At 57.3% G+C, this 26,033-nt stretch carries 22 protein-coding genes; 10 read left to right on the forward strand and 12 right to left on the reverse strand.

Going from position 1 to position 26,033, the window contains the following annotated elements; all coding sequences use genetic code 11:
- Positions 1–78: 78 nt before the first annotated feature.
- Positions 79–2,124 (reverse strand): OmpA family protein, encoded by a 2,046-nt coding sequence (locus tag LF252_RS17620; RefSeq protein ID WP_226270904.1) that lies wholly within the window; start codon positions 2,122–2,124, stop codon positions 79–81.
- A gap of 441 nt (positions 2,125–2,565) precedes the next feature.
- Here LF252_RS17620 and LF252_RS17625 point away from each other — a divergent pair, with 441 nt between their 5' ends.
- Together LF252_RS17625 and chrA are read left to right on the forward strand one after the other, a co-directional pair.
- A complete protein-coding gene (locus LF252_RS17625; RefSeq protein WP_226270905.1) occupies positions 2,566–3,543 on the forward strand; it encodes an isopenicillin N synthase family dioxygenase in 978 nt (325 codons plus the stop codon).
- 134 nt (positions 3,544–3,677) lie between these two features.
- Positions 3,678–4,910 carry a chromate efflux transporter gene (gene chrA / locus LF252_RS17630; protein WP_226270906.1) on the forward strand — a complete coding sequence of 411 codons (1,233 nt, stop codon included), beginning with the start codon at positions 3,678–3,680 and terminating at the stop codon, positions 4,908–4,910.
- Between the two features lie 165 nt (positions 4,911–5,075).
- Here the strand turns inward: chrA and rfbA are convergent, their stop codons facing one another.
- The 7 genes from rfbA to prmC form a co-directional block, all read right to left on the reverse strand.
- The gene (gene rfbA / locus LF252_RS17635) at positions 5,076–5,948 is read right to left on the reverse strand and encodes a glucose-1-phosphate thymidylyltransferase RfbA (RefSeq protein ID WP_226270907.1); all 873 of its coding nucleotides are present in this window, start codon (positions 5,946–5,948) and stop codon (positions 5,076–5,078) included.
- 104 nt (positions 5,949–6,052) lie between these two features.
- The gene (locus LF252_RS17640; protein ID WP_226270908.1) at positions 6,053–7,060 is read right to left on the reverse strand and encodes an SDR family oxidoreductase; all 1,008 of its coding nucleotides are present in this window, start codon (positions 7,058–7,060) and stop codon (positions 6,053–6,055) included.
- 107 nt (positions 7,061–7,167) lie between these two features.
- Positions 7,168–8,220, reverse strand: coding sequence for a dTDP-glucose 4,6-dehydratase (rfbB, locus tag LF252_RS17645; RefSeq protein ID WP_226270995.1), 1,053 nt, complete (start codon positions 8,218–8,220; stop codon positions 7,168–7,170).
- 111 nt (positions 8,221–8,331) lie between these two features.
- A complete protein-coding gene (gene galE / locus LF252_RS17650; RefSeq protein ID WP_226270909.1) occupies positions 8,332–9,357 on the reverse strand; it encodes a UDP-glucose 4-epimerase GalE in 1,026 nt (341 codons plus the stop codon).
- Between the two features lie 78 nt (positions 9,358–9,435).
- Complete coding sequence (locus LF252_RS17655) at positions 9,436–10,734, reverse strand: nucleotide sugar dehydrogenase (RefSeq protein WP_226270910.1); 1,299 nt, start codon at positions 10,732–10,734, stop codon at positions 9,436–9,438.
- A gap of 60 nt (positions 10,735–10,794) precedes the next feature.
- The gene (locus LF252_RS17660; protein WP_226270911.1) at positions 10,795–11,391 is read right to left on the reverse strand and encodes an acyltransferase; all 597 of its coding nucleotides are present in this window, start codon (positions 11,389–11,391) and stop codon (positions 10,795–10,797) included.
- A gap of 117 nt (positions 11,392–11,508) precedes the next feature.
- Positions 11,509–12,372: a peptide chain release factor N(5)-glutamine methyltransferase gene (prmC, locus tag LF252_RS17665; protein WP_226270912.1), complete on the reverse strand. Its 864-nt coding sequence runs from the start codon at positions 12,370–12,372 to the stop codon at positions 11,509–11,511.
- A gap of 89 nt (positions 12,373–12,461) precedes the next feature.
- Between prmC and ribD the strand changes: the two genes are divergently transcribed.
- Positions 12,462–13,499 (forward strand): bifunctional diaminohydroxyphosphoribosylaminopyrimidine deaminase/5-amino-6-(5-phosphoribosylamino)uracil reductase RibD, encoded by a 1,038-nt coding sequence (gene ribD, locus LF252_RS17670; RefSeq protein WP_226270913.1) that lies wholly within the window; start codon positions 12,462–12,464, stop codon positions 13,497–13,499.
- Between the two features lie 91 nt (positions 13,500–13,590).
- Here ribD and rpmA read toward each other — a convergent pair whose 3' ends face one another.
- A complete protein-coding gene (rpmA, locus tag LF252_RS17675) occupies positions 13,591–13,860 on the reverse strand; it encodes a 50S ribosomal protein L27 (RefSeq protein WP_226270914.1) in 270 nt (89 codons plus the stop codon).
- Between the two features lie 105 nt (positions 13,861–13,965).
- Positions 13,966–14,271 carry a 50S ribosomal protein L21 gene (rplU, locus tag LF252_RS17680; RefSeq protein ID WP_226270915.1) on the reverse strand — a complete coding sequence of 102 codons (306 nt, stop codon included), beginning with the start codon at positions 14,269–14,271 and terminating at the stop codon, positions 13,966–13,968.
- Between the two features lie 464 nt (positions 14,272–14,735).
- On the opposite strand from rplU, the gene LF252_RS17685 reads away from it, so the two are divergent.
- The 3 genes from LF252_RS17685 to LF252_RS17695 all read left to right on the forward strand — a co-directional run bounded on the left by LF252_RS17685 (position 14,736) and on the right by LF252_RS17695 (position 17,137).
- A complete protein-coding gene (locus LF252_RS17685; RefSeq protein WP_226270916.1) occupies positions 14,736–15,698 on the forward strand; it encodes a ribonucleoside-diphosphate reductase small subunit in 963 nt (320 codons plus the stop codon).
- 115 nt (positions 15,699–15,813) lie between these two features.
- Positions 15,814–16,029: a hypothetical protein gene (locus LF252_RS17690; protein WP_226270917.1), complete on the forward strand. Its 216-nt coding sequence runs from the start codon at positions 15,814–15,816 to the stop codon at positions 16,027–16,029.
- Positions 16,030–16,207: 178 nt separating this feature from the next.
- On the forward strand, positions 16,208–17,137 hold the full coding sequence (locus LF252_RS17695; protein ID WP_226270918.1) for a DUF6624 domain-containing protein: 930 nt from the start codon (positions 16,208–16,210) through the stop codon (positions 17,135–17,137).
- A gap of 8 nt (positions 17,138–17,145) precedes the next feature.
- Here the strand turns inward: LF252_RS17695 and LF252_RS17700 are convergent, their stop codons facing one another.
- Positions 17,146–18,222, reverse strand: coding sequence for a metallophosphoesterase (locus LF252_RS17700; protein WP_226270919.1), 1,077 nt, complete (start codon positions 18,220–18,222; stop codon positions 17,146–17,148).
- A 496-nt stretch (positions 18,223–18,718) separates the two neighbouring features.
- Between LF252_RS17700 and LF252_RS17705 the strand changes: the two genes are divergently transcribed.
- From LF252_RS17705 to LF252_RS17720, 4 genes are all read left to right on the forward strand, one after another.
- Positions 18,719–20,428 (forward strand): CotH kinase family protein, encoded by a 1,710-nt coding sequence (locus LF252_RS17705; protein ID WP_226270920.1) that lies wholly within the window; start codon positions 18,719–18,721, stop codon positions 20,426–20,428.
- A 366-nt stretch (positions 20,429–20,794) separates the two neighbouring features.
- Positions 20,795–23,176 (forward strand): ribonucleoside-diphosphate reductase subunit alpha, encoded by a 2,382-nt coding sequence (locus tag LF252_RS17710; RefSeq protein WP_226270921.1) that lies wholly within the window; start codon positions 20,795–20,797, stop codon positions 23,174–23,176.
- A 117-nt stretch (positions 23,177–23,293) separates the two neighbouring features.
- Positions 23,294–23,755: an SUKH-3 domain-containing protein gene (locus LF252_RS17715; protein ID WP_226270922.1), complete on the forward strand. Its 462-nt coding sequence runs from the start codon at positions 23,294–23,296 to the stop codon at positions 23,753–23,755.
- A 697-nt stretch (positions 23,756–24,452) separates the two neighbouring features.
- On the forward strand, positions 24,453–25,151 hold the full coding sequence (locus LF252_RS17720; RefSeq protein WP_226270923.1) for a hypothetical protein: 699 nt from the start codon (positions 24,453–24,455) through the stop codon (positions 25,149–25,151).
- Between the two features lie 134 nt (positions 25,152–25,285).
- On the opposite strand, the gene LF252_RS17725 is transcribed toward LF252_RS17720, so the two are convergent.
- Positions 25,286–25,726, reverse strand: a complete 441-nt coding sequence (locus LF252_RS17725; RefSeq protein WP_226270924.1) for a carboxypeptidase-like regulatory domain-containing protein — start codon at positions 25,724–25,726, stop codon at positions 25,286–25,288.
- Positions 25,727–26,033 lie beyond the last annotated feature (307 nt).

Raw genomic sequence — 26,033 nt, forward strand, 5'->3', positions numbered from 1 at the left:
TTGGGGCTGGGCGCTTTGCGAAGGAAGGTTTGACGCCGCTTGATGCGCGGAATGTCGTGCCTCCTCGCAATGACGGCCTCACTTCTTCGTAATCCGGAACTCTACGCGGCGGTTAAGCTTGCGGGTTTCTTCCTGGTCATTGCTGGCAATGGGCTTGCTACCGCCGTAGCCTTCGGTGGTGATGCGGCTGCTGGCAATACCTTTCTGCACGAGGTACTTTTTCACCTCATTCACCCGGTCCTGGCTCAGCTTCACGTTTAGTTGAGGGTCGCCCTGGTTGTCGGTGTGGCCCTCCAGCTTAATTTCCACCTGCGGGTAATCCTTCAGGATGCGCACTAGGCGCAGCAGCTCGGGGTAGGAGTTCTCGCGCAGGTAGTACTTGCTCTGGGCGAAGAAGATGTTGTTCAGCTTGATGCTCTGGCCTACTGCAAACGGCACCAAGTACAAATCTTGGTTGATTTCGGAGTATTTCTGCCGGTCCGTTACGTCCAGGTTATCCGATTCAGCCAAGTAGTCCTTGGCTTCGGCACGGTAGCCATAGTGGGCGCCCGAGGGCAATACAATGGTGTATGAACCATCGATGGGGCTGGTATCTGCTACCCCAATTTCCTCCCCGGTTAGCAGGTTTTCGTAGCGAATGGTGGCTGCCACCGGCTTTTTGCTGCTGGCGTCCAGCACCTTGCCGCGCACCAGCGTCACCACCTCCGGCCGGAATGTCGGCTTCAGGCTGATGCGGAAGATGTCTTTTGAGTTATCGATACCCTTGCGGGCTGATACCAGGTACGCATCCTCACCCGCCGCCGATACGGTGTAGTAAGCATCAAAATCGGGGGAGTTTACGCTGCTGCCCAGGTTGCGGGGGGCGCTCCAGTTGGTCCAGGTGTCGTCCAGCCGCTTGCTGTAAAACAGGTCGCTCTTGCCGTAGCCGCCGTGGCCTTCCGAGGCGAAGTACAGCGTCTTGCCATCGGAAGCCAAGAAGGGTGAAAACTCCGGCTTGTTGGAGTTGATGGTGCCACCCAGGTTGCGGGGTTTCGTCCAGGTTTTACCGTCGGCCTTCAGGAAGCTCACGTACAAATCCTGCTGCCCTTTGCCATCCTTACGGTCCACGGCCATCAGCATCACCTTGCCTGAGGTGGCCAGAAAGAAATCGACGTTTTCGGGGTCGTCGTTGTAATAGTCGTCTATTTCCACCTTTTCAGGCTTGGTCCAGCCCGTGGCAGTACGGCGGCTCAAGCTGGGCCCTTTGGGTTCCATGGAGCCATCGGGCAGGTACACGCCAATGAGCAGCAACTGCTGGCCGTTGGCTGATACCGAGGCCACGCCGTTGGGGTCGCGCGGAGTGTTGATGGGGCTGCCGATGTTCTTGGCCGGGCCCCACTGCTTTTTCTCAGCGTTGGTGAGGTTGCTATACCACACGTCCTGCACGTCCTTGGCCCCACCCACGTTTTGCGGGTGCTCCTGCCGGGCAAAGAACAGCGTGCGGCCATCCGGCGAGATAACCGGGTGCGTATCCACAAACTTGGAGTTGACGGTGGGCCCCAGGTTCACCATCGAGGAGTCAAAACTGACTCCGCTTTCCTCGTTCTTGAACTCCTTCTTCACCATCGACTCGGCCACGTCGGCCGCCCCAATGGCATCAATCTGGTTTACGCCGTTTACGGCTTTAGTATTCATGGAAACTACCACCCCAATGGTGCGGTAGGTGCCGGGCGAAAACGTGACCTGCAGCGTCCGAAACTGCTCCGGCAGGGGGCCCGGGCTGTCGTTGGTGTACACCTGGTGCTTTTGGCCACGCGTATCCACCAGCTCAATCTTCGTAACAGAGCCTGGGTTGAAGTTTTCAACCACTGTTACCTGCTTGGCAATGATGGACTTGCCAAACCGAACTTCGATGAACTCGTTGCTGCCTTCCTTCTTCGGAATCCAGGCTTCGTTATTCACCTGACCCAGCGGCGTGGCGTTGGGTTCCCCCAGTACTTTTTCCGGCGAAAATGCTTCTTTACCTTCTGCTTTTTGCGAGGATACCGCCACTACCTTCGACGCCCATACGGCGTGCTGTGCCTGCCCCACGCGGCCTATTCCCACCAGCAGCCCTAACGACAACAGTACTTTTGTAACATTCATACGTTCAAGGTCAAATCAGACGCTTCCGAGGAAACAGTTTTTTGCCTGCTAGTACCCAAGTACCCGGTCAAGACTCAAAAGACGTCGCAGCCCGCCCGGAAGTTTCGCTGCTCGGTGAAAGCCGAGGCAAAACCCACTTTCCGCGGTCCGCGGGCAATATACTCACGAATCGGGGTTACTACACAGGTTCCGATTCTGGTCTATTTGGACTGTGCCTGCATCCGCTGAGTGCAAAATCCAGCAATACCAACGAAGTACAACACTGCGCCGCTCCTGCACAGACGGAAGACGCCACCCAAAAGTTGCACTTTTGCCGGCCCCGTTCCATCTGAAACTTACCCGCTTGCCAACCGGTTAATGTACTCCACAATCCCGGCATTTATCGTACCTTGCCGGGTACGTATTGTCCCTCCCCTAAGTACACCATTTCCTCTTCACACCATGGAAGAAAAGCTGCTCGACGAAATTCCGTCGCTTGATTTGGCCGATTTCCGCTCCGGCGACCCGGAGCGCAAAGCCCGTTTCGTGCAACAACTGGGCGAAGCCTACCAGAACATCGGTTTCATTGCTCTGAAAAACCACGGCCTCTCCGACGTGCAAACGGAAAAGCTGTACGCCGATGTAAAAAACTTCTTCACCCTGCCCGACGAGGTGAAGCAGCAGTACGAGAAGCCAGAGCTGGCTGGCCAGCGCGGCTACGTGAGCAAGGGCAAGGAGCACGCCAAGGGCCGCAACACCGGCGACCTGAAGGAGTTCTACCACGTGGGCCAGGAAGTGGATGACGTGAACGACCCGATCGGGGCGGAATACCCCGATAACATCTGGCCAAAGGAGCTGGAGAGCTTCCAGGATACTGCCCTGACCACCTACAAAACGCTGGAAGCGGCTGGCAAAGACATTCTGCGGGCCATTGCTCTGTACCTGAAGCTGCCGGAGAACTATTTTGATGATAAGGTGCGCAACGGCAACAGTATCCTGCGCCCCATTCACTACTACCCCATCGAAAATCCGGATTCGGTGCCGGCCGACGCCGTGCGGGCCGCCGAGCACGGCGACATCAACCTGATTACCCTGCTGATGGGGGCTTCGGCCGACGGCCTGCAGGTGAAGCGCCGCGACGGGAAATGGATTCCCATTACCGCCCTGCCCGACCAGATTGTGGTGAACGTAGGCGACATGCTCCAGCGCCTGACCAACGGGGTGCTGAAAAGCACTATTCACCGTGTGGTAAACCCACCCCGCGAGAAGATGAACTCCTCGCGCTACAGCATTCCGTTCTTCATGCACCCCCGCTCCGAAATGAGCCTGGCAGCCCTGGAGAGCTGCGTAACGCCCGAGAATCCTAAGAAGGAAGCCGACATTACCGCTGGCGAGTTCTTAAACGAGCGACTGATTGAGCTGGGTCTGAAAAAGAAGTAAGCCCGATACCTCTTGTGAAAAGCCCCGCTTCCGGTGTTGGAAGCGGGGCTTTTTTCTGTTAGCCAACGGCCGGCTGATACGTTTGGAGTTGCCGCTAAAGTGTATCTTGCCCGGCACCTTTCTCTGCTCCGCCGTTGCCCGTTTCACAAGATGATATTCAGTTGGCTCCTCCGCCCCGGCGCGCGCCGCGGGTGAAGCGGGTGCGCAACCTCATCTTCCTGAAGGACGTGGCCGCGCTGGGCCTCAGTGCCTTCGGGGGGCCGCAGGCGCACCTGGCCATGATGCTGCGGCTGCTGGTGGATAAGCGCCGCTACCTCACGGCCGCCGAGCTGCTGGAGCTGACGGCGTTGTGCCAGATTCTGCCGGGCCCCACTTCTACCCAAACCATTACGGCCATTGGCTTTCGGTTAGGCGGGCCTAATCTGGCTTACCTCACCCTCGTTATCTGGATACTGCCGGCCGTGTGTATCATGACCTGCGCCGGCCTCACCATCAGCTACTTGGATAAGGAGCAGGTAGCCCGGCTGGTGCAGTACGTGCAGCCGGTGGCGGTAGGCTTTGTGGCTTACTCCGCCTACAAGATTGCCGAGAAGGTTATTCACACCAAAACCTCAGTAGCCCTGATGGTGGTGGCGGCCATGCTGGTGTACCGGTTTCAGGTGCCCTGGCTGATGCCCATTCTGCTGCTGGCCGGAGGGCTGCTGACTACATTCCGCTACCGGAAGATGCCGCAGCAGGAGAAACAGCCCCTGCACATTGAGTGGCCCAACTTCGTGCTGTGGCTGGGCATCTTCATCGGAGCGGCGGTGCTGGGGCAGTACACGCAGTGGCTGCCGATGCGCCTGTTCGAGAATTTTTATCGCAACGGCAGCCTCGTGTTCGGGGGTGGGCAGGTGCTGGCTCCGCTGTTCTACACTGAGTTTGTAGAGTTCAAGCATTACCTCTCGCCCGAGGAGTTTCTCTCGGGCCTGGGCATGGTGCAGGCTCTGCCGGGTCCGAATTTTTCCTTCGCCTCCTACATTGGAGCCCTGGCCATGCGCCGCGACGGGAGTGGGCTCGACGGGCAGCTGCTGGGAGCATTGGTGGGTGCGGTGGGCATCTTTATGCCGGGTACCCTGCTTATCTTTTTCCTGATACGTTTCTGGGACCAGCTCAAGCGCTACCGCGTGGTAAAGGCCTCGCTGGAAGGCATCAACGCCGTATCGGCCGGGCTGGTGTGCGCGGCCACGTTTCTGCTCTACCATCCATTGCCGGATAACCCTATCAATCTAGCTCTTATTGCTGTTACCTTTCTGCTACTACTCTGGGAGCGGGTGCCCTCCTATCTCATCGTGGGCGCGGCGCTGGTTGCGGGGCTGGTATTTTAGCTGTCATTGCGAGCGAAGCAATCCTTCCTTTTACGCAGTTCAACACCTTGGATAAGCACAAAGCCCCTGACGTCCGTGTTGGCGTCAGGGGCTTTGTGCAGGTCGTGGGGTAGAGCTTAGTAAAGGAAGGATTGCTTCGCTAAGCTCGCAATGACAGCTGATTGCTTACATCAGCAGTTGCTCAGGCAGGCGCATGAGGTAGTCGCCGTAGCCGCTTTTGCGCAGGGGCTCGGCAATCTTGCGCAGCTGATCAGCGTCAATGAAGCCCTGGCGGTAAGCCACCTCTTCAATGGAGCCCACCTTCAGACCCTGGCGCTGCTCCAGCACGCGCACAAACTCACCGGCCTGCATCAGGCTCTCAAAGGTACCCGTATCGAGCCAGGCGGTGCCGCGGCCCAGGATGCCTACTTTCAGCTTGCCGCGGCGCAGATACTCCTGGTTTACGTCGGTAATTTCGTACTCGCCGCGGGGGCTGGGCTTCAGGTCGCGGGCAATCTGCACCACGTCGTTATCGTAGAAATACAGACCGGGCACCGCATAGTTGCTCTTGGGCTGGGCCGGCTTCTCCTCAATGCTGAGGGCCTTGTTGTTGGCATCAAACTCCACTACCCCGTAGCGCTCGGGGTCGTGCACGTGGTAAGCATACACCACGCCCCCGTCGGGATTGTTATTGGATTTCAACAGCTCCTCCATGCCTTCACCGTGGAAGATGTTGTCGCCGAGCACCAAAGCTACTTTGTCGTCACCGATGAAGTCAGCACCCAGCACGAAGGCCTGGGCCAGGCCGTTGGGCACTTCCTGCACCACGTACTCGAAGCGGCAGCCCAGATTGCTACCGTCGCCAAGCAGCTTCTTGAACTGCGGCTGGTCGTGGGGTGTGGTGATGATGAGGATTTCCCGAATGCCGGCCATCATCAGGATGGACAGCGGGTAGTACACCATCGGCTTATCGTACACCGGCATCATCTGCTTGGATACGGCCAGGGTAAGAGGGTGCAACCGGGTGCCGGAGCCGCCGGCGAGAATGATGCCTTTCATAGTAGGGAGATTGTTGAATGGCTGAATGGGCGAATAGTTGAATGGATCTGGTCGGCTGTAACCAACCAGACATTCAGCCATTCGCCCGTCTACTAATTTGACAGTTAATTCCGCTCAGCAATAAACTCCTGGTTGGTTTTAAACCAGTCCAGTGTTTTCTGTAGGCCTTCCCGAATGCGAATCTGAGGTTGGTAGCCGAGCAGGTTCTGGGCCTTGCTGATATCGGCCAGGGAGTCACGGATGTCGCCGGCGCGGTCGGGGCCATATTCGGGCGTGATGTCGGAGCCGGCTTCTTCCTTCAGAATGTTGAACAGGTCGTTGAGCGAGGTGCGGTCGGCTACGGCCACGTTGTACACCTGGTTCACGGCCTCGGGGTTCTGCGTCAGGGCCGCCTTAATGTTGGCCTGCACGCAGTTTTCCACGAAGGTGAAGTCGCGGGTCTGGCCTCCGTCGCCGTTCATGCGGGGCGGGCGGTTTTCCAGCACGGCGTCAATGAACAGCGGAATTACGGCCGCGTAGGCGCCGTTGGGGTCTTGGCGCGGGCCGAAGATGTTGAAGTACCGCAGCCCGATGATTTCCATGCCGTAGGTCTTGCCAAACACGTCGGCGTACAGCTCGTTGGCGTACTTGGTCACGGCGTAAGGCGAGAGGGGCTTGCCGATGCGGTCCTCCACTTTGGGCAGGGCCTTATGGTCGCCGTAGGTGGAGCTGGAGGCCGCGTACACAAAGCGCTTCACGCCCGCTTCCTTAGCCCCCACCAACATGTTCACGAAGCCGCCCACGTTCACGTCGTTGCTCGTGATGGGGTCGTTGATGGAGCGCGGCACGGAGCCCAGGGCCGCCTGGTGCAGCACCACGTCAATGCCCTGGCAGGCGTCGATGCAGGTTTGCCGGTCCCGGATGTCGCCTTCAATGACGCGCAAGGCCGGGTTGCCTTCGAACAGGGCCACATTTTTGCGGAAGCCGTTGGAAAAGTTGTCCAGCACGCGCACCTCTTTGGCGCCGTACTTGAGCAGGTATTCCACCAGGTTCGAGCCGATGAAGCCGGCCCCGCCGGTAACGAGGAAGCTCAGGTTATCGAGCGGCTGGTCGTGAAAAGGAGTGTTATACACTGTAGTAATGTGTTAAAATGTGCGGAATGTGCGTGAATGTGAAAATGGGAATAGAGGCCGAATGCAATTCATTTTTCACATTCACGCACATTTTCACATCTATCATATTACCGATTGTACTGCTTCTGATAGTACTCTTGGTAAGCGCCGCTGGTCACGTTGTTCAGCCACTCCTGGTTCTCCAGGTACCAGTCTACCGTCTGGCTCAGGCCCTGCTCAAAGGTTACAGACGGTTTCCACCCCAACTCGTTCATGATTTTGCTGGAATCAATGGCGTAGCGCAAATCGTGGCCGGCACGGTCCGTCACAAACTTGATGAGCTTGCGGGAGGTGCCTTTCTCCTTGCCGGTTTTCTCGTCCAGCGTATCGCAGAGCAAGTGAATCAGCTCGATGTTCTGCCATTCGTTCACGCCGCCAATGTTGTAGGTTTCGCCCACTTTGCCCTTATGGAACACGGCGTCGATGGCAGTGGCATGGTCCTTCACGAACAGCCAGTCGCGCACGTTTTCGCCCTTGCCGTACACCGGAATGGCCTCGCCGTGCTGAATGCGGTGGATGGCCAGCGGAATCAGCTTCTCGGGGAAGTGGTTGGGGCCGTAGTTGTTGGAGCAGTTGCTCAGCTTCACCGGCATGTGGTAGGTGTGGTGCCAGGCCCGCACAAAGTGGTCCGACGAGGCCTTGCTGGCCGAGTAGGGTGAGCGGGGGTCGTAGGGAGTTTGCTCCGTGAACATTTCCGGCCCCATTTCCAGGGAGCCATACACCTCATCGGTACTCACGTGGTAAAACACGTTACCCTCGTAGTTGCGGGGCTTCCACAGGTTTTTGGCAGCATTCAGCAGGTGCACCGTACCCAGCACGTTGGTTTTCACAAACGCCAGCGGGTCGGTGATGGAGCGGTCCACGTGGCTTTCGGCGGCCAGGTGAATCACCGCGTCGGGCTCCTCGGTGGCAAACAGCTGGTCCACGAAAGCCTGGTCGGTGATGTCGCCTTTCACCAGGCGGTAGTTGGGCGCGTTTTCAATATCGCGCAGGTTTTCGAGGTTGCCGGCGTAGGTTAGCGCATCCAGGTTCAGAATCTGATACTCGGGGTACTTAGTTACGAACAGACGAACTACGTGCGACCCAATAAAGCCGGCCCCGCCGGTGATGATGATTTTCATCCGTTGAATTGTTGGATTGTTGGATTGCTGCATGGGCGGATTGTGGAATGGTCAATGTATCGATGGGTTGACTCTCACCTTCTCCATTCAACCATTCCCCGGCTCACCTATTCAGCCATTCAAAGTCTGTTGCCATTTCCAGGCGCTGGCCAATGACTCTTCCAGCGTAGTAGAGGTCTGGAAGCCTAATTCCTGCACTGATTTAGTCACATCGGCATAGATGGCCGGAACGTCACCGGCGCGGGGCGGGCCAATTTTGTAGTTGAGTTTCTGGCCAGTGGCCCGCTCAAACGCTTGTACTACTTCCAGCACGGTATTACCTTGCCCGGTTCCAACGTTGAAAGTTTCCACCGTTTCGCCCCGCTTATCTAGCAGGCGCTGAACGGCCACCACGTGCGCCTTGGCCAAGTCCACTACGTGCACGTAGTCCCGGATGTTAGTCCCATCCGGCGTGTCGTAGGTGTTGCCGAAGATGGTGAGTTGCTCCCGGATGCCAGCGGCCGTCTGCGTAACAAATGGCACGAGATTTTGCGGTACGCCCAAGGGCAGCTCCCCGATTTTGGCCGAGCTGTGCGCGCCAATGGGGTTAAAGTAGCGCAGCAGAATGGTGCGCAGCGTAGTACCCGGAGCCGCTGCCACGTCGCGCAGAATGTCTTCGCACATCTGCTTGGTGGCGCCATAAGGCGAATTTGCTTTTTTGGTCGGCGTCTGCTCCGTCACGGGTAGCGCGTCGGGCACACCGTACACGGTGCAGGAGGAGGAGAACACCAACGCATCCACCCCAAACTCGCGCATCACTTCCAGCAGCGTTAGCAAGGAACCCACGTTGTTCCGGTAGTATTCCAGCGGCTTCTGTACCGATTCGCCAACTGCTTTGTAAGCCGCAAAATGAATTACACCCCGAATGCTGCCTTCTTCGGCAAACACGGCGCGCAACGCCTCCGCGTCGTTGCAGTCGACCCGATGCACGGACACTTTCGTACCGGTAATGGCTTCAATGCCCTGCACCGCCGACTCGCGGGAGTTAATGAAGTTGTCGATGATGACCGGCTGAAAACCGGCCTCGTACAATTCAACTACGGCATGTGAGCCAATATAGCCGGCACCACCCGTTACCAGAATCTTTGCTCTGTCCATCGATGAGGAGTAAATGAGTGGCTGAGTGCCTGAACAAGGCAAGTTAAGGCTTCCCTGTTCAGGCACTCAGCGCTTCGATTAAAGGCTCCAGTAAGCCAAATCTTGAATTTTATTGCGGAACAACCCTTTGATGTCCACAATTACCGCCGGCTGGTTGGTGATGGATTTGAAATACTCTTCGGTCAGTTCCGTGTAGGGCTTGTGGCTTACGGCCACAATTACGGCGTCATAATCCGTGCGCGTTTCGCTTTCCGGCGTCAGGCGGAAGCCATACTCGTGGTTCAGCTCTTCCGAGTCGGCGTGCGGGTCCACAATATCTACGTTTACCGAGTAGTTCTTCAGCTCCTGAATCACGTCGGCCACTTTAGAGTTGCGGATATCCTCCACATTCTCCTTGAAGGTGGCGCCCATCACCAGCACTCGGCTCTTGGCCACGTCCTTGCCCTGCTTAATCATCGTCTGCACAGTCCGGCGTGCGATGTACGCGCCCATGTTATCGTTAGTGGTCCGGCCCGACAGAATCACCTTGGCATCGTAGCCCAGCTCTTTGGCTTTGTAGGTGAGGTAGTAGGGGTCCACGCCAATGCAGTGGCCGCCTACCAGGCCGGGCGAAAACTTCAGGAAGTTCCACTTGGTACCGGCCGCTTCCAGCACCTCGTAGGTGTTGATATTCATGCGGTCAAAAATCATCGACAGCTCGTTCATCAACGCAATGTTCACGTCGCGCTGGGTGTTTTCGATAATTTTAGCGGCCTCGGCTACTTTGATGGAGGAAGCCCGGTGTACGCCGGCTTTCACTACCAGCTCGTAGGTTTTGGCAATTTCCTCCAGCGACTCCTCGTCACAGCCGGATACTACCTTCACGATGCTGCTGAGCGTGTGCTCCTTGTCGCCGGGGTTGATGCGCTCGGGCGAGTAGCCCACTTTAAAGTCGCCGTTGGCGTAGCTCAGGCCCGACAGCTTTTCCATCACCGGAATGCAGTCTTCCTCAGTGCAGCCAGGATATACCGTGCTTTCAAATACTACGTAGTCGCCTTTCTTCAGCACCTTGCCTACCGAGCCGGAAGCGCCAAGCAGCGGCTTCAGGTCGGGCTGGGCATGCTCGTCGATGGGCGTCGGCACAGCTACAATGTAGAAAGTTGCCTCGCGTAGCACATCCAGCGAATCGGTAAACTCAATGTCGCAGCCTTCGAAGTCTTTCGCCTCCAATTCTCCGCTGGGGTCAATGTTGTTGCGCATCATTTCTACGCGCTTTGCATTGATATCGAAACCAATAACCTTGATTTTGCGGGCGAATTCGAGGGCAATGGGCAGGCCCACATAACCGAGGCCGATAACGGCCAGCTTGGCCTGTTTCTGGAGAAGTTGCTCGTACACGATAAAGGTGACTGAGTGATGGAATGACTAAGTGAAAAGCGGTTGACAGCGCGGAAGCGTTTAGCCGGGGCTCATACGGGAAATCCGGCCGTTGGTTAACTGGTACACCTCGTTACTTTCCGGGCAGGTTGCCTGGCCGTGGGCATCGAACTGCAGGCGGTGGCCGTGGGTGCTCATCCAGCCATGCTGGCGAGCCGGGTTGCCGTACACCAGGGCGTAGGCTGGCACATCGTGCGTAACCACGGAGCCCGCCCCCACAAACGCGTACTCGCCCAGCGTGATGCCGCACACCACCGTGCTATTGGCACCCAAGGTTGCGCCCCGCTCCAGGCGGGTAGTGCTATAGTGGCCCGCACCGCGCCGCGGCACGGCAGCCCGAGGATTACGCACGTTGGTGAACACCACCGAGGGCCCCAGGAATACGTCGTCGGCGCAGTGCACACCGGCGTACAGGCTCACGTTGTTCTGCACCTTCACATTGCGCCCAAGCACCACCCCGTCGGCTACAAATACGTTCTGCCCCAGGCTGCACCCTTGCCCCAGCACGGCGCCGCTACTTACGTGGCAAAAGTGCCAGATGTGGCTTCCCTCCCCAATTTGGCAACCGGCGTCGAGGACGGCCGTGGGATGCGCATAGTAGGCGGGAGTAGCGGGCATGCCGGTGAAATGAATGGAAAGATTTTCAGCCCGCAAAGGTAGGGGTTTTGGTAGTGTGTTGGGAATCTAGAGGGTTGCGGATGACAGAAGTGGCCGAATGGGGCCATTAAGAAAGTATTATGCGGGCCTAAACCACGCGGCCCGCACCATCCGAGGCTTCCCAAAAATATCCGGCAGCAGCGTTGCGCCCGCGTAGCCTAACTGCCGGAGCAGGGCCAAGGTAGCCGGCCCAAACTGCTCATTGATTTCGAAGTATAACGCTCCACCTTCAGCTAGCAGTGAGGAACCCAACTCCGCAATACGCCGATAGAAAAGCAGCGGATCATCATTTGGCACGAACAGGGCGGTATCCGGCTCATAGGCCAGAACATTGGTTCGCATCAGAGGCCGTTCGTTTTCCAGCACGTACGGCGGATTGCTCACTAGCACGTCCACGGAGCCTGTCAAGCGCGGCTCACTCCGCAAGATATCAACTTGCTGAAAATCAACGGATACCTGGTAGCGCGCAGCGTTTCGGCCGGCTACCGCCAATGCCTCTGCCGATATATCCACGGCAATAAACCGGGCACCGGGCAGCCGCTGACTAAGCGCCAGCGGAATGCAGCCCGAACCAGTGCCAATATCCAGCACCCGCAAGCTGCTGCGGTCCTGCTGCTCCCGCGCAATTAAGGCTACCAATTCCTCCGTTTCGGGCCGGGGAATCAGGGTTGCCGGAGTTACTTCCAACTCCAGTCCATCAAAATGCGCAACCCCCAATACATATTGTAAGGGCTCATGCCGCAACAGCCGGGCCTGAATTTTCGCCAGCGCAGCTGCCGGCGTTGGGGGTAGCTCCTGTTGCGCCTGCATCCGGCGCTGCAGAGGCGTCAGCTGCAGCAGGTGTTCTATTACCTGCCCGGCAATGGCTTGCGCTTCCGGAGCGTCGTAGAGTGGCTGCAGAGCGGAGGCAAGAGCGTCGGTGTGCTGGCGCAGAGTGGGCATGGGGCAAAGGTAAGCACCTGCGCTTCGTAGGCGGTGAGGGTTATTGGCTTCCGCGTATCTTCACCTTCCCTACCTCTCCCACTCCACGTATGCCTTTCTCTGATTTTGACCAGCTGATGATGCGCCGGGCCCTGGACCTGGCCCGCCTTGGCACCGGCTACACCCGGCCTAACCCATTGGTAGGCTGCGTCATCACCCACCAAAACCGCATTATTGGCGAAGGATGGCACCGGCAATATGGGGGGCCGCACGCGGAAGTACATGCCGTGGCCTCGGTAGATGACCCACAGCTGCTACCCAAAAGCCGGGTGTACGTGACGCTGGAGCCCTGTTCACACTTCGGTAAAACCCCTCCGTGCGCCGATTTGCTGATCGAAAAACAAGTAGCCTCAGTCGTTATCTGCAACCTCGACCCCAACCCCCTGGTAGCTGGCCGGGGTGTACAAAAGCTGCTGGACGCGGGTATAGCCGTGGAAACCGGTTTGCTCGAAGAAGAAGGCCGCTGGTTAAACCGCCGCTTTTTCACTTTTCAGGAGCAGCAGCGACCCTACGTGGTGCTGAAATGGGCTGAAACCGCCGACGGCTACCTGGCAGGTCCCTATTTCCAGCCCGTAGCCATCAGCGGCGACCTGGCGCGGGTAGCCGTACATCAGTGGCGCGCCGAAGAACACGCCATTCTGGTGGGCACCCGCACCGCCCTGCACGATAACCCCCGCCTGAACGTGCGGGAGTGGCCGGGCCAAAACCCCGTTCGGTTGGTTATCGACAAAAACCTCAGCCTTCCGCCCAAGCATCATCTGTTTGATGGCAGCCAGCCCACCATTGTGTACACCTATCGGGAACGGGCTAACCAGGAGGATATCGACTACGTGACGCTTTCAGAAGCCGAAGACCTGTTTCCGCAGATTCTGCGCAACCTGCAGCACCGCAATATTCAGTCGGTGCTGGTGGAAGGCGGGCCTACTGTATTGAACTCCTTGCTGAAGGACGGGCTGTGGGATGAGGCCCGGGTTATCCGCTCTGCTCGCACGCTGGGCGGGGGTGTGCCCGCACCCAAACTCGGCCTAACGGGCCTTTGCAGCCAACTCCGTTTGGGCGACGACGAGCTATTTGTTTACCAGCGGTAGCCTAAAACCAAACGCAAAAAGGGACAGTCCTTGCGAACAGTCCCTCTTGCTCAAAATTCCAGTTAATACCCGGAATTAGTGCGGTATATACCTATTCGGCAGCTTCAGCAGCCGGAACAACCGATACGAACGAACGGTCTTTGCGGCCCTTACGGAACTGCACGGTGCCGTCGATCATAGCGAACAGGGTGTGGTCTTTGCCGATACCCACGTTCTGGCCGGGGTGGTGCTTGGTACCGCGCTGACGAACAATGATGTTGCCGGCAATGATGCTTTGCCCGCCGAAGATTTTCACGCCCAGACGCTTAGCTTCTGATTCGCGGCCGTTGTTGGAGCTACCTACGCCTTTCTTGTGTGCCATGGTATTGTAATACTTAGTGCTTGGTTGTTAGTGCTTGGGCATTGTTGGGCCGAAACCGCTCAGTTGAACCAACCAAGCACGGGGCACCAACAACTGGGCACTAAACTAGCCGATGCTGTTGATTAGAACTTTGGTAAACTGCTGACGGTGGCCGTTCAGCTTCTTATAGCCCTTACGGCGCTTCTTCTTGAACACCAACACCTTGTCGCCTTTCACGTGGGCCAGGATGGTACCGGTTACGGTAACGTCCAGCTCGGGCGAGCCAATGGTGAGGGTGCCGTTATCATCGGTCAGCAGGGCTTTGCCCAGCTCCACTTTGTCGCCGACGTTGCCAGCCAAACGGTGAGCGTATACAAATTTATTGGCTTCGACCTTGGTCTGCTTCCCGGCTATGTTGACAATTGCGTACATCGGCGTCTTCGCGGTTTCTGAAAAATGGAAGGCAAAAGTAGAAGGTTGATTTTACAAATCCAAACACCTAACTCATTAAACCTCATTGCCCCCGCTAATTCCGCTGTTCTAACAGGTGTTCAACAGGCTACAGCAAGAACACGCCAGCGGGTACACGAATAACATTTTCTGTGGACAACCCTAATTATCCACAGAAAAAATGTGGATAACTCGAATTATACACACATATCTGCTCCATTTTTACTGTTTTGCGCCGACAGTAACAACGCTCAGTATACTAATGGCATACACAAAAATTAACATAGAAAAAATGTAAATGGGCGGGACTTGTTCCCAGCTCAGGGGTTTATCTTTGGGTTCAGAGCTGCTGAGGTCAGCTCCGAAACAATCTGATTTGCCTTGGAGTTGGGGGATGCCCCCTAACCGGATGGGGCGCTGTTATTTCAACTTTTACTCCTGCTGCCATGGAACCTCTGCTCACTGAGAACCCCAACCGCTTCGTACTGTTCCCCATCGAGCACAATGATGTGTGGCAATTCTACAAGAAGGCCGAGGCTTCGTTCTGGACGGCCGAGGAAATTGACCTGAGCCAAGACCAGAAGGACTGGGATGCACTCAATGACGGGGAGCGGCACTTCATCAGCCACGTGCTGGCTTTCTTCGCTGCCTCTGATGGCATTGTGAACGAAAACCTTGCCGTGAACTTCATGCAGGAGGTGCAGATGGCTGAGGCCCGCTGCTTCTATGGCTTCCAGGTAATGATGGAGAACATCCACTCGGAAACCTACTCTCTGCTGATTGATACCTACATCAAAGACCCCAAGGAAAAGGACCGCCTGTTCAACGCCCTGGAAACGGTGCCCTGCGTGAAGAAGAAGGGGGAGTGGGCTATCAAATGGATCAACTCCGATAATTTCACCGAGCGCCTGATTGCCTTTGCGGCCGTAGAAGGTATTTTCTTCTCGGGCTCGTTCTGCTCTATCTTCTGGCTGAAAAAGCGGGGTCTGATGCCCGGCCTGACCTTCTCCAACGAGCTCATCTCGCGCGACGAAGGACTGCACTGCGACTTTGCCTGCCTGCTCTACCGTGACCACCTGCAGAACAAGCTGCCGGAGAGCCGGGTGCACGAAATCATTCGGGACGCCGTGCAAATTGAGCAGGAATTTGTGACAGATGCACTGCCGGTGAATCTGATTGGCATGAATGCCCAGAGCATGAGCCAATATATTGAGTTTGTGGCCGACCGCCTGCTGGTGGAACTGGGCTACAGCAAAATTTACAACGCCTCCAACCCCTTCGATTTCATGGAAATGATTTCACTGCAGGGCAAAACCAACTTCTTCGAGAAGCGCGTGGGCGAGTACCAGAAAGCCGGCGTACTGGCCGACCGGGACCAGAACGTATTCTCACTGGACGAGGACTTTTAATCAGTTGTCTTCTTGGACAAAAGCCCCAACTCTTCCAGGAGTTGGGGCTTTTTTTGTTGGGTTACCTCCCTGGGTTGACATGTATTCCCCAACCAACGCTAACCTGATAATTTTTATGCAGCCATCCTCCCAGAAATGGCCCATGCCGGGCCAAGTAGACCCCAATATCACGCCGTGCGCTTTTTGCCGCCACCGACTACGCATCAACGGCCAGCCGGTATTTGCCTCCTGCTCCTGCAAGGCCTTTGGTCCGCCGGTTACGATAGGGGCGCTAGTAGCTGGCGGAGCGCTGGTAGCAGTTGGTATGCTGTGGCTGTGGCGGCGTAAGTAGCCTTGTCTGAGCATCCTCCTTGAACGGTGGCCTTGATGAGTGGATGCAACCTGTGGTTGCTACGCGTACTCCGCTAACCTGACGGCTGCTTTATTGCAGATTGTTAGCTTGTGGCAGCAGACTTCTATTTTGAAGAAGACCCGTTTAGCGCCATTCCACTTTTCACTATCAACCCATTATGAAAAAAGCTTATTGTATTCTGCTGCTGTTGCTGCTGAGCAGCGGCACCGTTTTGGCCCAGGGCGAGTTCAGAAAGCTCAACCAACAGGCCGCTGATGCTTATGCCGCTAAGAACTATCAGAGTTCCGGCCAGCTATATGACCAGGCTTTCAAGCAGGCCAAGGCCCAACCTAGCAGCACCGATTTGTACAATGCTGCCTGTTCCTGGGCGCTGGCGGGCAATGCCAACAAGGCCTTTCAGTACCTGGACCGCGCCACGCTGGCTGGGTGGGAAAATGTGCCGCACGTAAAGCAGGACACGGATTTGGCAGCGCTGCACACCGACAAACGGTGGCAGCCTATGCTAACCAAGCTGCAGGCCACGGTGGCCAAACGGGAAGCCAGCTACAACAAGCCGCTCAAACAACAGCTGGATTCAATTTATGCCCTGGACCAAGGAGGCCGCGTGAAGTACGACGCCATAGCGAAGCAATACGGCGAAAAATCGGAGCAGATGAGGGCGCTTTGGCAGGAGATTGAGACCAATGACCAGCGCAACCTGAAAACCATCCGGCAGCTGCTCGATACGCACGGCTGGCCCACGAAAGCGGAAGTGGGCAGCATGGGTACGCAAACGGTGTTTCTGGTGATTCAGCATTCCGACCTCCCCACCCTGGAAAAGTATCTGCCCATGGCTAAAAAAGCCGCTGACCGGGGCGACCTTGCCCAATCGGCGTACGCCCTGATGCAGGACCGGCTGCTGATGTGGCAGGGTAAGCCGCAGATATATGGCAGCCAGCTTACCACCGACCAAAAAACCGGCAAGATGGTGTTTCATCCCATTGCCGACGAAGCCCACGTGGATGAACGCCGGGCCGCCATTGGCATGGAGCCCTTGGCCAGCTACGCCAAACGCTTCGGGCTGGAATACAAACGGCCAGCCAACTAGCGCGCCCTTTACAGCAGCTGCGCCCGAACTACCTGCGAGAATGAAGCGCTGCGGAGCTGCACGTAATACAGCCCCGCCGGCAGGGCGCCCCGGTCCCAGCTAATCCGATGCCACCCGGCGGCCACGGCACCTTGTTGCAGAACGGTTACTTCCTGACCCAGCATATTCACTACGCGCAGCTTCACGGTGACCGCCGCGGGAAGGAAGTACTCCACGGACGCGCTGCCCTCTACCGGGTTGGGGCTCAGGGGATACAGCACCGCCTTGGACGTTGTTGGCCGGCGTAGGGTGTACTGGTCAATGAGCTGGCGGCTGCGCGTGAAGAACTGCAGCGTCAGGCTATCCGGCGTGGCATTGAGCAGCATGGCGCCGTAGTTGCCGGTGTAGGCAAACTGACTCTGGGGCACCCGCTGGGCGTTCACCCGGTAGTAGCTGCGCCCACCCAACCCGTTGACGATGTAGAGCAGACTATCCTGCATCAGCCGCTCATAGTGATGGTCGTGCCCAGCCAGCACTACGGAGGCACCCCACGCTTTAAAGGGCCACTGGGAGGCCGGCGTGCTGCCGTGGGCCCCGGAGGAATACGGGGCGTGGTGCAGATACACCACTTTCCAGCGGGCAGTGGAAGCGGCCAGCCTAGCCTGCAGCCATTGAGCTTGTTTAGAGGTAGCCGTTACGCCATCGGGCTCGGCGGGGTCACTGTTCAGGGCGAAGAAGTGTACGTCGCCCCGCACAAAGTCGTAGTAGCGGCCGTTGCCGGGCAGGGTGAAGTAATGTTTGTACGCCTCGCCGTTGCGGGTGTAGTAGTCGTGGTTGCCGAGCGAGGGAAAAAACCGGTTGGTAGAAGCGCTGGGCCCGTAGCGGCCCCGGTAGTTACCGATGTACTGGTGATAATACTGCCCGATGTTCTGGTCGATGGTAGTGGAGTCGCCCGAGTCGTAGTTGTTGTCGCCAAGAGTGATGATAAACTCCGGGTCCCAACTTTTTACCAGGTTGGCCACGTCCCGCTCGGGGGTACCGGAGTAGCCATAGTCGCCGATGGCGGCAAACCGCTGGGCTACCGCAGGCTGCGCTGTGCAAAGCATCAGCAGCACTACTGCCCAGCTCCAGCCAGCCGAGGCAGCGCTTAAAACAACACGAAAGCCAGAACGAACAGTATTCATCCCAGAAAAGCGGGTAACAACACCCATAAGCGAGCTTTTAGTAGTTATTTCGCCTCTTATTCTAACGCCGGAACGGGCGCTGACTTGTTCTGGTGGGCTACCCAAAACCTAAGCTTGAGCTTTCTGCATACTGGTTTCTGGCCGGTTGCGTTGCTGTAGTAAATCTGTATAAACTGTAATTAGTGCCCGGTATTTTCTCGTCTTATGTCGCAATCTGCTGGCTGAATAGCCGCCCTACGCCGATATCCGGCTTTTAGCTCCCATCCTTTCCTGCTCTGCTACCCACACTAGGTAGCCTCTACCACACCGCTGTCTACACACCTGCCCGGCCCATCGGTTTTCCCGGTGCGGATACGGCACGTCATTTCTATTTCGCACCCCTCCTTTCCTACCACATTTTTTATCCTACTCCTGTTCCATGTTCGAAAACTTTACCCGCCATTTATGCCTGGCCATTGGCCTGTTGCCAGCAGTAGTGCACTCCGCCGCCGCCAACGACACCCTCACGGTGGCCCGCCGCTTCTACCACGTTGACGCCAAGAGCCGGCTTATCCTGGTTAATCAGCCGCTCCCCAGCCTCACTGCTGCTGGCACGGCCCCGGTTACCCACGTGGCCCTTGACCGGGTATATCAGTTGCTGACGCCGGCCGCGGGCCTGCAAACGTCTGCTTCGTACCCGGTAGAGGCCGATGGCGTGCGGTATACCGTGTTTTTCACGCAGGTGCCGGTGGCAACCATTACTACCCACGACTCCATTGTGGATACACCGAGCGTATTCGGGCGCTTTACCCTCACCAAGCCCGACGGCAGCACAGTGCAGTCAAATATGGGGGTGGAGTACCGGGGAGCCTTTTCGCAGACCTACCCAAAAAAATCGTTTGAGCTGAGCTTCTGGGCCGATACTACCGGCCGGGAGTCGGCGGACGTGACCCTGCTGGGCATGCGCAACGACAACAAGTACAACCTGCAGGCCCTTTACAACGAGCCTCTGCGCATGCAAAGCAAAGTGTCGAATGAGCTGTGGCAGGAAGTGCACCAGATTTACTACAAAATTCAGGAGCCCGAAGCCAAAAACGGCATTGCTTCTGACTACGTGGAGGTGTTCGTGAACGGCAGCTACCAGGGCATTTATATGCTCACGGAGCGCATTGACCGCAAGCAGCTCAAGCTCAAGAAATACAATAACGGCATCACGGGAGAGCTGTACAAGGGTAGCAGCTGGGACGGCGCTACTACCTTCCGTAGCCTGCCACCCTACGACAACACCAGCGAAACGTGGGGTGGCTTCGAGTACAAACACCCGGAAGAGCAGGTAGACTGGAGCCGCCTGTACGGCTTCGTGGACTTCGTGGAAAACAGCTCTGACAAGGACTTTTTCGGCACGTACCAGCAGAAGTTTCACGTGGGCAATGCCGTTGACTACTTCATTTTCCTGAACCTGATCCGGGCCGATGACAACACGGGCAAGAACCTCTACATTGCCAAATACAAGCAGGGCGAACCCTACTATTATGTGCCCTGGGACCTGGACGGCGTGTTTGGCAACTACTGGAACGGCTCCAACAGCGGCTACATGAGCGACATTCTCAGCAACGGGTTCTACGACCGGCTGTTGAAAGACTACTCCACTACCGGTTTCCGGGCTAAGGTGGTGAGCCGGTGGCGCGAGCTGCGCAAATCCGTTATTACGGACACGCACATCCTGCAGAAATTTCAGACTAATAGCACATACTTGCTGGCCAACAACGTGTACACCCGCGAGCAAATGGCCTGGCCCGATTTCACGTATGACCCCGGCCAGCTCACCTACGCGGCCGACTGGCTGCGGAACCGGCTCGAGTTTCTGGACAATACGTTCAACCAGAGCTTCGCCCCCATTACCGCCACGCATGCTCCCGTTGCCGCGCGGCTGCAGCTGTATCCTAACCCCACTACCGATGTGCTGACGGTAGAAACTGACGGACTAGCCGAGCTGGACATCCGGGACCTGAACGGACGCACGGTACTGCACGCTGCGCTGCCCGCCCGCAGCAACCAAGTAGATGTGCGTCAGCTGGCGAAGGGCGTGTACGTGGCCACGGTGAAAACCGGCGCCTCAGTAGCTACCCGGAAGCTGGTAGTGAATTAGGCCCTGACTTCCGCTTTTTACCAAACCGCCGCTGGCTCCCAGGCCGGTGGCGGTTTTTGGTTACATGCGGGCCCGCTCTTCACCGACAATACCATTTCTGCTGCACTTCAGCAACCTAATTTCTAACTGTTTTAGCGAACTATATAGCGGGCCTTGAATTAGAAAAAACGGCCTGATTAGCACTCTTTTAGGCTTATGTGGAAAACTTCTAAGGAATAGGTTTGTCCTGAGTTTCCAGAGCGGATATATTCGGAACCGTTGACCTAGCCTACGGGCCGGGCGGCACCCGAAATCAGCCTGAATTCTTTGGCCGGCCCGCGCTGGCTATTCCCATACCTCACCTCCCCACATCAACCTGCTACGCCTATGCTGGTAATTAAACGCGACGGCCGCCGCGAGTCCGTGAAATTCGATAAAGTAACGGCCCGCATCGAGAAGCTCTGCTACGGGCTCAACATGCTTTTCGTGTCGCCGATTGAGGTGGCCAAGAAGGTTATCGACGGCATTTACGACGGCGTAACCACTATTGAGCTGGACAACCTGGCCGCCGAAACGGCCGCCTCGCTCACCACCAAACACCCCGACTACGCTATCCTGGCCGCCCGCATTGCGGTGAGTAACCTGCACAAGGTCACCAGCAAGTCGTTCAGCAGCACCATGAAGCGGCTGCACACCTACGAGGACCCCAAAACCGGCGAAAACGCCTCGCTGATTGCTCAGGACGTGTGGGAAATCGTGCACGCCAACGCCGCTACGCTGGACTCGGCCATTATTTATGACCGGGACTACAACTACGACTACTTCGGCTTCAAAACCATGGAGCGGAGCTACCTGCTGCGCCTGGATGGTCGGGTGGTGGAGCGCCCCCAGCACATGCTGATGCGCGTGGCCGTGGGTATTCACAAGGAAGACATTGAGTCGGCCATTGAAACCTACAACCTGCTGAGTGAGCGGTGGTTCACGCACGCCACGCCCACGCTGTTCAACGCCGGTACGCCCAAGCCCCAGATGTCGTCGTGCTTCCTGCTGACGATGAAGGATGACAGCATCGAGGGCATCTACGACACCTTGAAGAACTGCGCCCTGATTTCGCAATCGGCTGGCGGCATTGGCCTGGCCGTGCACAACGTGCGCGCCACGGGCTCCTACATCAAAGGCACCAACGGCACTTCCAACGGCCTGGTGCCCATGCTGAAGGTGTTCAACGACACGGCCCGCTACGTGGACCAGGGCGGCGGCAAGCGCAAGGGCGCTTTTGCCATGTACCTGGAGCCCTGGCACGCCGATATCTTCGACTTCCTCGACCTGAAAAAGAACCACGGCAAGGAGGAAATGCGCGCCCGGGACCTGTTCTACGCCCTCTGGACGCCCGACCTGTTCATGAAGCGGGTGGAAGCCAACGGCGACTGGACGCTGATGTGCCCCAACGAGTGCCCCGGCCTGGACGAGTGCTACGGCGAGGAGTTTGAGCGCCTGTACCAGAAGTACGAGCGCGAAGGCCGCGGCCGCAAAACCATCAAGGCCCAGGACCTGTGGTTTGCCATTCTGGAAAGCCAGACCGAGACGGGCACGCCCTACATGCTGTTCAAAGACGCGGCCAACAGCAAGAGCAACCAGAAAAACCTCGGTACCATCAAGTCCTCGAACCTGTGCACCGAGATTATGGAGTACACCGACAAGGACGAGGTGGCCGTGTGCAACCTGGCCTCCTTGGCGCTGCCCCGCTACGTGCGCCCCGACGAGAAGGGCAACCTCATCTTCGACCACAAGAAGCTGTACGAGGTAACCTACCACGCCACGCTGAACCTGAACAAGGTTATCGACATCAACTACTACCCGGTGCCCGAGGCCGAGAAGTCGAACTTCCGCCACCGGCCCATCGGGTTGGGCGTGCAGGGCCTAGCCGATACGTTCATTGCCCTGCGCATGCCGTTTGAAAGCGACGAAGCCACGGGCCTGAACAAGGACATCTTCGAAACCATCTACTTCGCGGCCATGACGGCCTCCAAGGACCTGGCCAAGAAGCAGGGCCCCTACGAGACGTTCAAAGGCTCGCCGCTGAGCCAGGGCCAGTTCCAGTTCGATCTGTGGGGCGTAACGCCCGAGTCGGGCCGCTGGGATTGGGAGACGCTGCGCGCCGAGGTAGTGGAGCACGGCGTGCGCAACTCGCTGCTGGTGGCTCCCATGCCGACGGCTTCTACGGCTCAGATTCTGGGCAACAACGAGTCGTTTGAGCCATACACCTCCAACATTTACGTGCGTCGCGTGCTGAGCGGCGAGTTTATGGTGGTGAACAAGCACCTGCTGAAAGACCTCGTGAAGCTGGGCCTGTGGAACGAGCAGATGAAAAACGCCATCATTGCCGCCAACGGCTCGGTGCAGGACATCCCCAGCATCCCGCAGAACATTAAGGACCTGTACAAAACGGTATGGGAAATCTCGCAGCGCCGCATTATTGATATGTCGGCCGACCGGGGCGCCTACATCTGCCAGAGCCAGAGCCTGAACCTGCACGTGCAGAACGTGAACTTTGGTAAGCTCACCAGCATGCATTTTCACAGCTGGAAGAAGGGCCTGAAAACCGGCATGTACTACCTGCGCACCAAAGCCGCCGCCGACGCCATCAAGTTCACGGTGCAGAAGCAAGCCGCCGAAACGCTGGAGCCGCTGAACGTATCGGCCCAGAACGCCGCCGACATGGCCTGCTCCCTGGACAACCCCGACGCCTGCGAGGCCTGCGGTTCGTAAGAGAGAATAAAAAACCGGTAGCTAACAACTACCGGTTTTTTATTTTAACTAACCTCCTCTAGTTTCTACCTGTGATACAATTAGAAACTAGATGAAATTAGCTTACATCTGACATACATGATTACTCTATCACAACCCACATTAGAGCAATTAATAAAAGCCGGTTGGCAGCCAAGTCGAACCATTTCAACCCTCAGTTATCAGTTAGCACTAAGGATTGAAGGATATCCTTGGTTTTCAGCTGTCGAGTACTTTTTGCAGAGGTATGGCGGGCTACGAATTGCATTCCGCTATGAGAATGGCAATACGGGCATACTTCACTTTGACGCTCGTAAGGCAGCAAAAGAAGTAGATACGGATTGGGCGCAGGATAATTACATACAGCGTATTGGCTGCAGTTCTCTTTGCATTATTGGTCAGACGCATTCAGACCATATGTCGCTGTATATGGATGAGGAGGGTAAGGTGTATGGAGGGTTCGATGATTTTCTATGTTTGATTGCTGAAAACGGTGAAGGTGCTATTGAAACCATATGTCAGAGGATGCCAACGCGAGAAATACCGAGTCTATTAGAATAGCTACAGAAATCATTCGCATTTTCGAGCCTATGTCATACCGATACGTCAGCATCCTGCTGTTTTTCTTGGCGGCTTGTCTTTCCACAAAAGCACAGACGCGTAAGCCTAAAGCCGTAGCCCCAAATACCTTGTTTCAGGGAATTTGGGCAGTTGACCCTAATGAGAATGCAGAGTTTGAAGTGCGTGGCAGCCGCTTGACGTACGTTGAATTTCCAGATACACCTGTCAGGTACAGCCTCACGCCCACTACCCTCACAATTTTTAATGAGGATGGCCCATATGTTGGTAAAATCAGAAAACTGACAAAGGATAGCTTGGTGTATGTGACTTCTGGTGGGTTTACAGTTCGGCTATACAAACGCCGCTAGGTTCTCATCTCTTCTGCACTCGCCCCCCCAATACCCCGAAACGAATGTTTCTACCCACGTAGGCCGCCTACCTGCCCGGAACCGAATGGTTTGGGCGAGGTAGGCGGCCTACCAGCTTCCAGCCGATAGTTTTGGTGCCGGTAGGTCGCCTACCGGCTTCGAAACGAGTGGTTTTCGGCCGGTAGGCCCCCTACCGGCTCCAAAACCAGTGATATTGCCGAGGTAGGCGGCCTACCGGCTTGAAAACAGTTGATGGAGAGGGAGCGGGTATAGTTCAGCTTAGGGCAGAATCAATACCTTACGGGTAGTATTCTTTAATCCCATATTCTATGCTTACTCCCACTACCGAGGGGGCCAACGCGGCCCCCCAGCAAACCACCATCCGGCGCACCAGCCAGCTCCCCGCTTCCGACGTGGCCCTGGCGGCGCTGGCCACCCAGGCGGCCGCGGCCTGGACGGCCTCCGAGCTGCCGGCGCTGCTCTGGCTTCCCAAAGCCGACTTTGCTGCCCTGGCCACCGCCTACGCCCAGGGCCGCGACGCCGCCGATGCCGCCGGCGACCAGCGCGCCCCGCAAAGCCAGCGCCTCAAGCAGCTCGATACGTTACTGGATAAAAACCTGCGCTACGTAAAAAGCTACCTCGCCGAGGCCCACGACGAAGACGAGGGCCGCAGCTACTACCCCGAGTTTGGCATTGTGCGCGAAAACAAAACCTACGGCCTACCCAAAGCCCGCGCCGAGCGGGTGAAGGCCCTGCAAAAGCTGCTCAAGGCCCTCCGCCCCCACGACCTGGACAAGAAGAAGTATGGCACCGCCTTCTGGCAGCCGCTGGCCCAGGAGTACGCCCAGCTGGTGCAGGCCAGCACCGAGTCGGCCGGGCAGCGTAGCGCGCAGGTGAGCGGCAAAGACCAGCACGAAGCCCAGGTGCGCCAGGCCCTGCGCGCCCTCATCCACCACATCAAAGCCAATTACCCCGACACCTTCGAGGCCCAACTCCGCGCCTTCGGCTTCCAGAAGGAAAGCTACTAAGTAGAGCTAGCAGCTAGTTCCCCTCCTCAGATGAGGAGGGGAACTGGCTGCTGGTACCAGATCTATTTTTTCGCAACTGCAACGGCCCGCGCTACAGGTAGCGCGGGCCGTTGCATGTCAGGGCGCGGGGCCGGTTACTTGGCATCGGCCAGGAGTAGCTGTGCCCCACGGGTTTTCTGCTGGCGCACCACTACGGCCTGGCCGGTGGAACCGGGCTGTACCTGCACGGTGTAGCGGTACTCGGTGCCAGCCGCTTGCAGCAGCAACCGGTAGCGGCCGGCGGGCAGGGCGCGGAAGTTGAAGCGGTGCCCGTAAGCGGGGCCGGCGTAGGTTTCGTGGAACAGCACCCGCCCCGTGTTCAGGCTCACGACCTGCACCCGGCCGGGCTGCCCGGTAGCATTGTCGATGCGCACCCGGATGCTTTCGGGGTCGGGGCTGCTGAGGGTGACGGGGGAAGCTTGCTGGGCCTGGGCGGGCTGGGCGGCGGCCAGGGCCAACCCTACCCCCGCCAGGGCCAGGGAGCGGGCGAACAAGCGGATGATGGCGGCAGAAGCGGTAGTGGGGAAATAGCGCATCGTGAAAAAGGAAAAAGAAGTGAAACCCGAGGATAGCCGGGGCGGGCGGCTGCCGATTTTCGGACGGTGCCGCCCCGGTTCTGGAGTAGCATTCCCAACCGCCGTGCCAATCCAGTAAACTTCTTTTTTTCAGATACTTACCCTTCTAATCCCTCTGCACGCGCCCCTGATAGTGTTCGATTCCGGGCAGTAGCGTACGGTTTTGCGGAGCAGGGGCAGTCTGGTCCGCTTCGTGACGGGTGTCGGGAGAAACAGTGGCCTTCCTTGCCGCTCAAACACCAGTTTGGGGCTTTGCCATCCGGAAAAT

This window comes from Hymenobacter pini, from assembly GCF_020421205.1.
Lineage (GTDB): Bacteria > Bacteroidota > Bacteroidia > Cytophagales > Hymenobacteraceae > Hymenobacter > Hymenobacter pini.

What these genes read in the sequence shown, in the direction of transcription:
- LF252_RS17620 (WP_226270904.1), bottom strand. Translation starts at nt 2,124, where the DNA reads ATGAATGTTACAAAAGTACTGTTGTCGTTAGGGCTGCTGGTGGGAATA.
- LF252_RS17625 (WP_226270905.1), top strand. Translation starts at nt 2,566, where the DNA reads ATGGAAGAAAAGCTGCTCGACGAAATTCCGTCGCTTGATTTGGCCGAT.
- rfbA (WP_226270907.1), bottom strand. Translation starts at nt 5,948, where the DNA reads ATGAAAGGCATCATTCTCGCCGGCGGCTCCGGCACCCGGTTGCACCCT.
- rfbB (WP_226270995.1), bottom strand. Translation starts at nt 8,220, where the DNA reads ATGAAAATCATCATCACCGGCGGGGCCGGCTTTATTGGGTCGCACGTA.
- galE (WP_226270909.1), bottom strand. Translation starts at nt 9,357, where the DNA reads ATGGACAGAGCAAAGATTCTGGTAACGGGTGGTGCCGGCTATATTGGC.
- LF252_RS17660 (WP_226270911.1), bottom strand. Translation starts at nt 11,391, where the DNA reads ATGCCCGCTACTCCCGCCTACTATGCGCATCCCACGGCCGTCCTCGAC.
- prmC (WP_226270912.1), bottom strand. Translation starts at nt 12,372, where the DNA reads ATGCCCACTCTGCGCCAGCACACCGACGCTCTTGCCTCCGCTCTGCAG.
- ribD (WP_226270913.1), top strand. Translation starts at nt 12,462, where the DNA reads ATGCCTTTCTCTGATTTTGACCAGCTGATGATGCGCCGGGCCCTGGAC.
- rpmA (WP_226270914.1), bottom strand. Translation starts at nt 13,860, where the DNA reads ATGGCACACAAGAAAGGCGTAGGTAGCTCCAACAACGGCCGCGAATCA.
- rplU (WP_226270915.1), bottom strand. Translation starts at nt 14,271, where the DNA reads ATGTACGCAATTGTCAACATAGCCGGGAAGCAGACCAAGGTCGAAGCC.
- LF252_RS17685 (WP_226270916.1), top strand. Translation starts at nt 14,736, where the DNA reads ATGGAACCTCTGCTCACTGAGAACCCCAACCGCTTCGTACTGTTCCCC.
- LF252_RS17690 (WP_226270917.1), top strand. Translation starts at nt 15,814, where the DNA reads ATGCAGCCATCCTCCCAGAAATGGCCCATGCCGGGCCAAGTAGACCCC.
- LF252_RS17695 (WP_226270918.1), top strand. Translation starts at nt 16,208, where the DNA reads ATGAAAAAAGCTTATTGTATTCTGCTGCTGTTGCTGCTGAGCAGCGGC.
- LF252_RS17700 (WP_226270919.1), bottom strand. Translation starts at nt 18,222, where the DNA reads ATGCTTTGCACAGCGCAGCCTGCGGTAGCCCAGCGGTTTGCCGCCATC.
- LF252_RS17705 (WP_226270920.1), top strand. Translation starts at nt 18,719, where the DNA reads ATGTTCGAAAACTTTACCCGCCATTTATGCCTGGCCATTGGCCTGTTG.
- LF252_RS17710 (WP_226270921.1), top strand. Translation starts at nt 20,795, where the DNA reads ATGCTGGTAATTAAACGCGACGGCCGCCGCGAGTCCGTGAAATTCGAT.
- LF252_RS17715 (WP_226270922.1), top strand. Translation starts at nt 23,294, where the DNA reads ATGATTACTCTATCACAACCCACATTAGAGCAATTAATAAAAGCCGGT.
- LF252_RS17720 (WP_226270923.1), top strand. Translation starts at nt 24,453, where the DNA reads ATGCTTACTCCCACTACCGAGGGGGCCAACGCGGCCCCCCAGCAAACC.
- LF252_RS17725 (WP_226270924.1), bottom strand. Translation starts at nt 25,726, where the DNA reads ATGCGCTATTTCCCCACTACCGCTTCTGCCGCCATCATCCGCTTGTTC.